The organism is Brevundimonas sp. BH3, assembly GCF_045345115.1.
Taxonomy (GTDB): domain Bacteria; phylum Pseudomonadota; class Alphaproteobacteria; order Caulobacterales; family Caulobacteraceae; genus Brevundimonas.
In genome coordinates, this window is sequence record NZ_CP150796.1 from 1,408,901 (window position 1) to 1,420,308 (window position 11,408).

9 protein-coding genes are annotated in these 11,408 nt (G+C 58.8%); 5 read left to right on the top strand and 4 right to left on the bottom strand.

Going from position 1 to position 11,408, the window contains the following annotated elements:
* Positions 1 to 8: 8 nt before the first annotated feature.
* From WEU32_RS06685 to WEU32_RS06695, 3 genes are all read right to left on the bottom strand, one after another.
* On the bottom strand, positions 9 to 1,424 hold the full coding sequence (locus tag WEU32_RS06685) for an alginate export family protein (protein WP_406853320.1): 1,416 nt from the start codon (positions 1,422 to 1,424) through the stop codon (positions 9 to 11).
* Between the two features lie 86 nt (positions 1,425 to 1,510).
* Positions 1,511 to 2,812, bottom strand: coding sequence for an MFS transporter (locus WEU32_RS06690; protein WP_167177816.1), 1,302 nt, complete (start codon positions 2,810 to 2,812; stop codon positions 1,511 to 1,513).
* 97 nt (positions 2,813 to 2,909) lie between these two features.
* Positions 2,910 to 5,267 carry a cytochrome P450/oxidoreductase gene (locus WEU32_RS06695; protein WP_406853321.1) on the bottom strand — a complete coding sequence of 786 codons (2,358 nt, stop codon included), beginning with the start codon at positions 5,265 to 5,267 and terminating at the stop codon, positions 2,910 to 2,912.
* A gap of 161 nt (positions 5,268 to 5,428) precedes the next feature.
* On the opposite strand from WEU32_RS06695, the gene WEU32_RS06700 reads away from it, so the two are divergent.
* Positions 5,429 to 6,157: a helix-turn-helix domain-containing protein gene (locus WEU32_RS06700; RefSeq protein WP_312137441.1), complete on the top strand. Its 729-nt coding sequence runs from the start codon at positions 5,429 to 5,431 to the stop codon at positions 6,155 to 6,157.
* 4 nt (positions 6,158 to 6,161) lie between these two features.
* Here WEU32_RS06700 and WEU32_RS06705 read toward each other — a convergent pair whose 3' ends face one another.
* Positions 6,162 to 6,647 (bottom strand): MarR family winged helix-turn-helix transcriptional regulator, encoded by a 486-nt coding sequence (locus WEU32_RS06705; RefSeq protein WP_406853322.1) that lies wholly within the window; start codon positions 6,645 to 6,647, stop codon positions 6,162 to 6,164.
* A gap of 35 nt (positions 6,648 to 6,682) precedes the next feature.
* On the opposite strand from WEU32_RS06705, the gene hmgA reads away from it, so the two are divergent.
* From hmgA to kdpA, 4 genes are all read left to right on the top strand, one after another.
* Positions 6,683 to 7,981, top strand: a complete 1,299-nt coding sequence (gene hmgA, locus WEU32_RS06710; protein WP_406853323.1) for a homogentisate 1,2-dioxygenase — start codon at positions 6,683 to 6,685, stop codon at positions 7,979 to 7,981.
* Positions 7,978 to 9,294, top strand: a complete 1,317-nt coding sequence (gene fahA, locus WEU32_RS06715; protein WP_406853324.1) for a fumarylacetoacetase — start codon at positions 7,978 to 7,980, stop codon at positions 9,292 to 9,294. Before hmgA ends, fahA begins: the two co-directional genes overlap by 4 nt.
* Positions 9,295 to 9,586: 292 nt before the next feature.
* A complete protein-coding gene (locus tag WEU32_RS06720; RefSeq protein WP_406853408.1) occupies positions 9,587 to 9,673 on the top strand; it encodes a potassium-transporting ATPase subunit F in 87 nt (28 codons plus the stop codon).
* Positions 9,674 to 9,689: 16 nt separating this feature from the next.
* A complete protein-coding gene (gene kdpA / locus WEU32_RS06725; protein WP_406853325.1) occupies positions 9,690 to 11,402 on the top strand; it encodes a potassium-transporting ATPase subunit KdpA in 1,713 nt (570 codons plus the stop codon).
* Positions 11,403 to 11,408 lie beyond the last annotated feature (6 nt).

Consider the following 11,408-nt stretch of genomic DNA (forward strand, 5'->3'; position numbering starts at 1 on the left):
TCTGGTTCCTAGAAGCGGGTGGTGACGAAGACCGAGGTGTAGAACAGATCTTCGTTGCTGCCGGTTTCCTTGAGGAAATCACCGGCCTTGACGTGGTTGATCAGGAAGCCTGCCGATACGTGGGGATTGAAGGTGTAGTCAAAGCGCGTGGTGGTCCGCAGACCCACATCGCGCGACTGGCCTTCATAGGCACCGCGCATCAGGGCAGGGGCGAGGTTATAGACGCCATCGTCCTTGGACAGGCGCTGCAAGACGGTGACACCGATATTGGCCGAGAGTTTCGGCATCGGGTTCACATTCACGTTCACGCCCGCCTGCATCATGTTCGAATAGCCGAACTCGGGCGTGAAGCTCTGGCCGCGGCCCCATAGCGGGTCGAAAGTCTGGGACGTGTTGTCGTTAGGGTCTTTGTCGCCCGAACCGAACTCGAAACGGGTACCCAGACGAGGGTTCCATGCGCCTTTAAGCTGATAGGTGGCTTCGGCACCGAGGAACCAGGCTTCGACATCCTTGCCATCCAGCGTCTCGCCGCCTTGCAGCATGGCTTCGACATCATAGGCCAGCGCATCCTTGCGGGCACCGACGCGAACCGAGAACGTGTCGCGCTTGCCAGCGAAGTCGGCGACACGGGCTGTGTCTTGTTCTGTCCGCAGATACAGAAACTCGATTTCACCCGTACCGGCAAAGCCATCAATGCTGCGGGCAGCATGGGCGGAATAGAACTTGAAACCGTCATTGGTTTCATTGTTCCAGTCACCGGCGACTTCTCGGATCGTCTTGCCGGCGATGGCCCCATAGCGCCAGTTACCGTTTGTGGCCTGAACGCGCAGGGCGTCATAGGAACGGCGGGTATTAGGGCCGTTTCGTGGATCGAACAGGCGACCCTTGCCAATCGAGATTTCCTGACGGCCGAGACGACCAAAAACGGTGCCATTGTCACCATAGGTCGTGCTGGCTTCAACGAAATACTGGTGGGCATCCAGACGGTTGTGATCGACGGGATTACGGGTGGGAACATTGTCGCCATTGGTGCCGGTGGCCTGAAGCTCCCCGAACACACGCAAGTTTGGCGTGATGTTCAGGTCGCCCCACAGGCGCAGGCGGTGCTGAAGATCAAAGCCGTCATCTTCGACCCCACGGCCAAAGTTCAAGTGTTCGCGGGTTTCGGTACGGATACGCGCTTCACCGCCGAGCGTCAGATAGGCCTGATCTCCAATGGGGATGTATTTCAGCTTGGCCCACATGGAATCCCGCAGGACCGGATCGGCCATATGCGAGAAGTCGTCATCATAGGACATGGGCGCAAAGACCGGAGCCGCAGAAGACTGGGGAGCCGTCTGGGCGCTGGCCATAGGGGCAATGGCACAGGCAGTCAGAAGGGCAAGGGCGCAGGTGGAACCGCGCCACACAAAGGTGGACGTCATAACGGGGTTTCCTCGGATGATTTTATAGTGGGACGAAGGCCGGTCTCCCCGAAGGCGCAGTCACGTCTTCGGGGAGAGCCGTTTCGTCAGTTTGCCTTGATGGCAGGGGCGTCGGGTTCAACCGCGGGATTGTCGCGGGTTTCCGGCGTACGCAGGACGGCGATCAGTGCCGGGATCGACATGACGGTGGCATAGATGGCTACGGCCAAACCGCTACCGGTGACTTTCAGCAGGATGGCACCAAGGATCGGGGCGATCGAGCCACCGGCTACCGAGGCCAGCTGATAGCTGGTCGACAGGGCGGTGAAACGGATGCGGGTCGGGAACAGCTCGGCCATGAAGGCGGCCATGGCCCCCAGAATGACACCGTGCGATGCCAGACACAGGATCACGAACAGCTGAAGTTCGGTCTGCGAGGTTTCACCCGGCTTGAGGGTAAACAGGGCAAAGCTGCTGATGGCCGACAGACCCAAACCGATCAACAGGATCGGACGACGCCCGAATTTGTCAGCGGCGGCAGCTGCGAACAGAACGACGACAACCTCGACCAGCGAAGCCCACAGGATCGCATTCATGACCGGACCACGGCTGAAGCCGAGATAGGTCGTTGCCATCAGAACGAGGAAGGTACTGAAGATGTATAGGAAGGTGTTCTCCGACGCCTTCAGGAAGAAGGCGGTCAGCATCCGGCGCCAGCTGGTGACGAAGGATTCCTTCAAAGGAGCATGTTCAACGTGCTCACGCTTGGACTTGATGGCGATAAATTCGGGAGATTCTTCCACCTTGCGGCGGGTCCAAAAGCCGAGGAAGACCAGCAGGGCCGACAGGAAGAACGGAATACGCCATGCCCATTCTAGGAAGCCCTGATCACCATAAATGCGCTGGACGATGAGGATCACCATAGCGGCAAGCACGTTGGCGAGGGGACCGGCAAACATGGTGAAGCTGGTCCAGAAGGCACGCTGGTGCGAGGGCATGGATTCCGAAATGATCAGGATCGCGCCGGTGGCTTCGCCGCCGACAGCAATACCCTGTACGATACGCAGAACGAGCAGCAGGATGGGGGCTGCAATGCCGATGGTTTCATAGGTCGGCAGCAGACCAACGGCAAAAGTGCCGAAACCCATCATCAAAAGGCTGACAACCAGCACGTGCTTGCGCCCGATTTTGTCGCCCAGAATGCCGAAGATAATGCCGCCCAAGGGACGGGCCAGGAAGCCCGCCGCAAAGGTGCCCAGAGCCAGCAAAGTGGCCATAAACGGATCGGCAGTGTTATAGAACAGCTTGTCGAAGACCAGCACCGCACACATGGCGAATGCGAAAAAGTCGTACCATTCCAATGTGGTGCCGACTGTGCTCGCCACCATGAGATTTACGCGTTTGTTCATTTTCTCTCCCCTGTCCGGCTTTTGACCGGACAGAATGCTTGGGCATTTACTTTATTAATTTTCGAGACTTAAGCCTCTTGTTGCCCGGGTATTTGTATTAAAGTGCCAAAACCAGACGGCTGCCTTTCTTGGCTCGCGAACAGCAGGACATCAGACGATCACTGGTGGCGTGTTCGGCCGCAGACATGGCCTTGTCTCGGTGATCTGCCTCGCCATCCAGAACCCTGACCTCGCAACTACCGCACAAGCCTTCACGGCAGTCGCTCTGGATATCGATACCGGCGGCTTCGAGCGCATCCAGTAGGGTTTCATTGGCCGCCACGGTGAGGGTGCGCTCGCTATCGGCAAGTTCGACCTCGAAGGCGGTTTCGTTCTCGGGATCGAGGCCAGTGGCCACGGCCGAGAAGTGTTCGATGTGCAGGCGATCTGCCATCGGCTCCATCAAATCTTGCAGAGCGGTCAGCAGGCTTTCTGGTCCGCAAGAATAGATATGGGTTTGTGCGCCGATGCCCGCGACCGTGGCCGCCAGATCCAGGCTTTGGCCTTCGTCACCAGCATATAAACTTGTGACAGCACCATGGTCGCGCATCAAACGCCCGACCATGGCCATATTGGCACGTGCCCGGCCCGCATAATGGACCTGGTAAGGCTTGCCCAGCGATTTGAGGCGATCCGCCATGGCGATGATCGGCGTGATGCCGATACCGCCCGCGATCAGCACATAGTCGTCGTGGGTTTCATTCAGGCGGAAGTGGTTCTTCGGGCCGCGAATGCGCACTGACATGCCTTCGCGCAGGGTCTGGTGAATGTGCAGCGAACCGCCGCGACCATTATCTTCCCGCAGGATGGCGACCTTGAGGGTGCTGTTGTCACCCGCTTCGCCGCACAACGAGTATTTACGGCTGAAATCGCCGACCTCGAAATCGATATGCGAACCCGCACTCCAGCGGGGCAGGGCGTTGCCGTTCGGGTCTTTCAGGGTCACGCCCAGAATATTGTCACCGATACGTTCCAGTGTCTCGACGCGCATTTCGCGCGACAGATCCTGTTTCGACGGCGGACCGATCTTGATCGGATAGCGGCTGCCGAGGATTTCAGGGTTGGTGCGTTCGGGGTTCTTGGACGGATCCCAACGAACCCACAGATTGTCCGGCCCGCGCACAGAGGTATTGGGCAGGTATTCGAACTTCTGGTTCGGCACCAGTTCCATGTGTGGCAGGCGCTTTGTCAGTTCCTCGAAGAAGATACGCATTTCCATGCGCGCGAGGTTTTTGCCGAGGCACTGGTGGCTGCCATAGCCGAAGGTCAGGTGATCGGTTGTATTGTCACGATAGATATCCAGCTCGTCGGGGTTTTCGAAATGGCGCTCGTCGTGGTTGGCCGAGGCCATGACGATTAACAGCTTGGCCCCTTCGGGGATGTCGACGCCACCAACAACGGCGGGTTTAATCGCTTTGCGGCGCCATGCCACGAACGAACCCGAGAAGCGCAGGCATTCTTCGATAGCGTTGGGGATCAGAGCCGGATTGGCGCAGATGGATTCCCACAGGGCGCGGTTTTCCAGCAAAAGCTTGAAGGCATTGGCCGAGGCATTGGCGGTGGTTTCGTGGGCCGCCACGATACCGGCCATCATCATCGAGTGCAGATAGGAGTCGGTAACAACTTCCGGTAGCTCTTTTTGCTTGCGGATCGAATAGTCCATCCAGCCGTGACCATTCGGATTCTTGCGCATCTTCTCCAGCACCTCGCCAGAGAACTGCCAGAACTTACCAACGGCTTCTGCGACTCCGACCTGTTCTTCCAGCGTCGGGCGGCCCCAGGTGTTGACCGTATGCGCGATGGAATACTCACGCAGGGTGTCCATGTCCTCTTCGGGGACACCGAGGAAGTTGAGTGCGATAATAAGCGGCACTTCCCACAACATGTCCTCGACCAGATCGACCTCTCCGCGATCGACAAAGCGGTCGACATATTGGCGGGTGATCTTGCGGACCATTTCCTCGTGGTGGGCCAGCTCCTCGGGCAGGAAGGAATGTAGCAGAACGCGACGGCGCTCCATGTGCGCCGGTTCGTCCTCGTTAACGAGGGTGCGGTTCATGCCGTAATTGTACTTTTCGAGGACCGCATTCGCTTCGGGCGAATTGGGCGTCATCTTCTCCAGAGCGACAGAGGGAGAGAAGGTTTCATTGTCGCGGAATACCGCCTTCACATCCTCGTACCGGCTGACGATCCAGTAGCCCAGCTTGGGGCTGTAGAAGACCGGTTCGCGATCACGCGACCAGCGCAGAGCCTCTGCCGGATCGATCTGGTACGGCCCTTCGAACATGTCGAAATCCGCCGGAGTGCTGTCGAACGGACATTTAGATTTTGGCGCGCCGACCTTCGTATTCGAGCCAGTGAATGGGCAACCGCCTCCAACAGCCATAGTTGCGCTGTTGATGTTTTGACCGTCCATGCCTCTCCCTCAAAATTTACTATATGCTCGTTTATCGAGCGTTGTTGATCTAAAATCGAACTTATTTTTGATCCATGTCAAGCGGCTTGTATGGACACAGGCGGAAGACACCTGCTTGGTGCTAGGGTTGCAGACGCAATTTTTGATCGGGGATTCGCGATATGGCTGCTGGCAAGGCAGGTTCGGAAAACATGGGCGAAGAAGGGGGCAAAGATCCCAATATCGTTCAGACTTTAGACCGTGGTTTGCAGGCTCTGAATACGATTTCCCTGTCACCCGATGGACTTACGGTGGCCGAACTGGCGGTGCGTATGGGGCTGCATCGCGCCATCACCTATCGGCTTGTAAAGACGCTGGAGCTTCACCGACTTGTGATGAAGGGACCGGGCGGACGGGCCATATTGGGGCCGGGTCTTTTGCCGCTGTCGTCGCGTTTCGCGCCGCATTTGCGCTCGATCGCCCGCCCGCTTCTACAGGATCTATCGCAACAGGTTCGCGCTTCGGCTTTCATTTCTATTGCCGAAGGCAATGACTGTGTGCCGATCGATGTGGTGGATGCGGACAGTAGTATTTTGCATGTCACTTATCGCATTGGCAGCCGTCACCCTTTGACACTGGGTGCGGCAGGCATTGCGATTCTCTCCAGCCGCCCGCCTTCTGATTTGGACAGCGAGGAGGTGCGTCTGGCACGCCACGAGGGCGTCAGCGTTTCGCGTGGTCAGATTCAGCCGGGTGCGGTTGGTGTCGCCAGCCCACTTATTCTGCCGGGCGGGAACTTTAGTGGCATCGAGGCCAGTGTCGGGGTTGTGGCCCTGAATAATCTGGACATTGAGAAGTCTCGCACCTGTGTAGTGGAATGCGCGCGCGCCCTGTCGGAACTTTTAAAATAGGCCCTCAACCCTCGGGTGCGGCGGCTTGTTGGGCGCGCATCAGCAGTGAACAGAGGGCTTGCCTTTCCTCGGGGGTAAAGCCGTCGAAAATACGCGCTTCGACGGCCAAGGCCTGGGGTGCGACCTCTTTATAGAGCGCTTCGCCCGAGGGGGTGAGGCTGAGCAGGTGAGAGCGCTGGTCTGCCGCATTGGGCGTGCGCCGTAACAGGCCACGCTCGATCAGGGACATAGCCGCCCGACTGACTGTCACCTTGTCCATGCGGGTGCGCTGTCCGATGGCGAGAGGCGTCATGGCTCCATCTTCGGCTAGAACGGCCAGCAGACGCCACTCCGGCGTCTTGAGCCCGTGCGACGTGCTGTACGTCGCAGACACGGCATCACTGACCACATTGGTAGCAACCGACAAAAGGTAGGGCAGGAAGTCGTCAAGGCGAAAGGGAGCGGTGTTCTGCATCGGGCCACAGTTGACACCGTATGTGCGCTTCGTCAAACTGGTTTCAAATGAAACTAAATGGAGGGACGCTGATGGGAACCCCTAACAGCCGCAGCTACATGGTCGGTTTTGGCAATCATTTCGCCAGCGAAGCCGTTGCCGGTGCCCTGCCTCAGGGTCAGAACTCGCCGCAAAAGACGCCGTTTGGTCTCTATGCCGAACAGCTTTCTGGCACGGCCTTTACGGCACCACGCAAGGAAAACTTCCGTAGCTGGCTTTACCGTCTGCGCCCGTCGGCCAATCACGGTGCCTTCAAGCCCTACGCTAAGAAGAGCCCGCTGGAGACGGCACCGTTTACCGCCCCACCGTCGCCCAACCGTATGCGCTGGAACGCCCAGCCGATCCCGACCGAGCCGACCGATTTCATCGATGGCCTGATCACCTATGGCGGTAATGGCGATGTAGGGGCAGGGGCCGGTATCGGTATTCACGTCTATGCCTGTAACCGCTCGATGGAGCGCGTCTTTTTCAACGCCGATGGCGAAATGCTGATCGTGCCGGAAGCGGGCGAACTGACGCTGGTGACCGAGTTCGGCATAATCGACCTTGAGCCGCAGCAGATTGCGGTCATTCCGCGTGGCGTGCGTCTGCGGGTGGAGCTGAAGGGCGCATCGGCGCGCGGCTATATCTGTGAGAACTACGGCGCGCTGTTCCGTCTGCCGGATCTGGGCCCGATCGGTGCCAATGGTCTGGCCAATCCGCGCGACTTCGAGACGCCGGTGGCGGCCTATGAAGATGTGGATGCGTCGGTTGAACTGGTTCAGAAATATCAAGGCGGTTTGTGGACCACGACGCTGGATCACTCGCCATTCGACGTGGTGGCATGGCACGGCAATCTTGCGCCGTATCGTTATGATCTGCGCCATTTCAACACCATCAACACGGTCAGCTTCGATCACCCCGATCCGTCGATCTTCACGGTCCTGACCAGCCCGACCGATACGGTTGGCACAGCCAACTGTGACTTCGTGATCTTCCCGCCGCGTTGGATGGTGGCCGAGCACACCTTCCGTCCGCCGTGGTTCCACCGCAATGTGATGAGCGAGTTCATGGGCCTGATCACCGGTGCTTATGACGCCAAGGCCGACGGCTTTAGCCCGGGTGGTGCCTCGCTGCACAACCAGATGAGCGGTCACGGGCCGGATCAGGCCAGCTATGACGGTGCCGTCAATGCCAATCTGAAGCCGCACAAACAAGAAAACACCATGGCCTTCATGTTCGAAAGCCGCGCCGTGATCCGCACGACCGACTTCGCCATGAACAGCCCGACCATGCAGCTCGACTATGACGATGTCTGGTCGAACTTTGAAAAAGGGAATCCCCAAGCGTGAGCCGTCCAGTAATCGACCATACCCACTCAGCTGATCTGAAATCGTGGGTGGAAACTGCCAATGGTCACAAGGATTTTCCGATCCAGAACCTGCCGTTTGGTGTGTTCTCGGTAAGGGGTGATGCGCCGCGTATTGGCGTGGCTATCGGTGACTATGTTCTGGATGTGAAGGCCGCTGTTACGGCTGGCCTTCTGGGGGGGCATGACACCGATGTGCTGAACTCGGACACGCTGAACGCCTATATGGATATGTCGCCAGCGAAGCGTCTGGCGCTGCGTCACAGCCTGTCGGCCCTGCTGTCGGAGGGTGCGAACAAGGACAAGGTCCAGCCGCTTCTGGTTGCGGCCTCAGATGTGACTATGCACCTTCCGGCGCGTATCGGCGATTACACTGACTTCTATGTCGGCATTCACCACGCCATGAATGTTGGTGCGCTGTTCCGTCCGGATAACCCGCTCCTGCCGAACTATAAGCATGTGCCGATCGGCTATCACGGCCGTGCGTCCTCGATCCGTGTGTCGGGTACGCCTGTGGTGCGCCCAAACGGCCAGACTAAGGCACCCACAGCTGATGCGCCTTCGTTTGGTCCGTCCAAGCGACTGGACTATGAGCTCGAAATCGGTGTCTGGATCGGTCAGGGCAATGCGCTGGGCCAGCCGATTGCCATCGACGATGCGATGAACCATGTCGCTGGTTTCTGCCTATTAAACGACTGGTCGGCGCGTGACTTCCAGGCGTGGGAATATCAGCCGCTTGGCCCCTTCCTTGCCAAGAACTTCATGTCGACCATCTCGGCATGGGTGATCACCATCGAGGCTATGGCTCCGTTCTTCACGGCCCAGAAGCCGCGTCCGGAAGGTGATCCAAAGCCGCTGCCCTATATCTGGAGCGATGCAGATCAGGCCGGTGGTGCGTTGTCGGTTGATCTGAAGGTCAGCATTTCCAGCGCGGACATGCGCAAGGCCGGAATGCCAGCGGCGCAACTGAGCGAGGGGCCATCATCCAATATGTATTGGACCGTCGCCCAGATCGTGACCCATCACGCCTCCAACGGTTGTAACCTGAATGCGGGTGACCTGTTGGGTTCGGGCACAATTTCGGCACCGGAACGTTCGGGCTTCGGCAGCTTGCTGGAAATCACCCGTGGTGGTGCAGAGCCTGTTGAAATCCCCGGTGGCACACGCACCTTTGCCGAGGACGGTGACCAGATCAGCCTGTCCGCCTGTGCCAAGGCCGATGGCTATGTCTCGATCGGTTTTGGGCCCTGTGAAGGCATTGTGATGCCGGCTCATCCTCTGGCGGATGCTGGCTGATACGGGTGCGCCCAACTTAGTCGTATATGATTTTTCAACGCCGGTTTGGGCCGCTTGGGCGATTGTCTCAAGCGGCCCGAAACCTATTCAGGGGTAAGTCAAAGAAGTCTTTATGAAATCCTTATGCGAGCGACGGCCAATCCGTATGGCCTGCTTATGCGCATAAGGCGTCTTTTCCGGTTCTCAGTTGAACTGGAGGTATCGGAATGGCCGATGTGATCTTTCTGGCGATCGGCGGCGGGGCATTTCTGGCCTTTGCCGCGCTTGCCGCTGCGTTGAAGAGGATGTGAGCATGTGGCTGAACATCCTCTGGGGGGCGGGTGCCCTCGTGATTGCAGCCTATATGGTGGCGGCACTCCTGCGCCCCGAACGGTTCTGAGCGGGGCCGTTAGTTCATGAATATTCAAGGATGGGCGGAGATCGCCCTGACCCTCGGTCTGGCTGTCGCACTGGCGTGGCCGCTGGGGGTCTATATGTCGCGCGTCTGGAATGGCGAGCGGACCTGGCTGGATCCGGTTCTGAAACCGGTCGAGGGCCTGTTTTATCGTGCCGCAGGGGTGGAACCGACACGCAGCCAAGGCTGGTTCGGCTATGCCGGTGCGCTGCTGGCGTTCAACCTCGCAGGCTTTGTGGTGTTATATGGACTGTTGCGCCTTCAGGGCGTGCTGCCGATGAATCCACAAGGGTTTGATGGCCTCAGCCCGCATCTGGCCTTCAATACGGCGGTCAGTTTTGTCACCAATACCAACTGGCAAAGCTATGGCGGAGAGACGACCGTCTCGACCTTTAGCCAGATGGTCGGTCTGACGGTGCAGAACTTCGTTTCAGCGGCAACCGGCGCGACCATTGCGGCGGCGCTGGCCCGTGCGTTCTTGGCCAATCGCGGTGCGGGCGTCGGTAATTTCTGGGCCGACCTGACCCGCACCACGCTCTATGTGCTGCTGCCTGTCGCCTTTGTCGTGGCGGTGGTTCTGGCCGGTCTGGGCGTGGTCCAGTCGCTGGCAGCCTCGGTTCAGGCCACAACAGTTGAAGGTGGCCAGCAGACGATCAGCCTGTTCCCGACCGCCAGCCAGCTGGCCATTAAACAACTGGGTATTAACGGCGGTGGTGTGTTCAATGTGAACTCGTCCCACCCGCTGGAAAACCCGACACCTCTGACCAACCTAATCACGGCGATCAGTATCAATGTGATGGGCTGGGCGGCTTTCTTTGCCTTTGGCCGCAGTGTCATGGCGCAAAAAGATGTGCGCGCACTGGTTATGGCGGCGGTGCTTTTGCTGGGTACGGCCGGTGCTGCGCTTTATGTCATCGAAAGCCAGCCGGCACCGGCATTGATTGCCGCCGGTGTCGAGACATCGATGGGTAATATGGAAGGCAAGGAAAACCGTTTCGGTGTGCCGTCTTCCGTGGCCTGGGCAACGCAGACCACAGGGGCCTCCAATGGTTCGGTCAACTCCATGCATGCCAGCTATATGCCGCTGGGCGGCGCGGTGACGATGTTCTTGATGCAACTGGGCGAGATCCTGCCCGGCGGGATCGGGTCGGGCATTGCCGTGATGGTGCTGATGGCCATGCTGTCGGTGTTTGTGGCGGGCCTGATGGTCGGGCGCACGCCCGAATATCTGGGCAAGAAGATCGAGGCGCGCGAAATCCAGTTTGCCATGTTGGTGGTGCTGGTGGTGCCTTTGTCGGTGCTGGGTTTCTCGGCCATAGCAGCGGTTCTTCCACAAGCCTTGGCGGGTCTTCTGAACAAGGGTCCGCATGGTCTTTCGGAAATCCTTTACGCCTACACTTCGGCGACAGGGAATAACGGCTCGGCCTTTGCGGGCCTTACGGCCAACGCGCCGTGGTGGAACACCACACTGGGTCTGGCCATGCTGCTGGGTCGCTTTGTACCTGCGATGGCCGTTCTGGCTGTGGCGGGGGCTTTGGTGGCCAAGCCGCGACTGGCACCGTCCACGGGCACATTGCCGACCCATGGTCCGCTGTTCATCGGCCTCGTGATCGGGGTGATCCTGATCCTCGGCGGCCTACAGTTCTTCCCCGCCCTTTCGCTGGGTCCGATCGTGGAGCATTTCGACATGCTTCAGGTCGTGGCCCGCTTCTGATCCCAA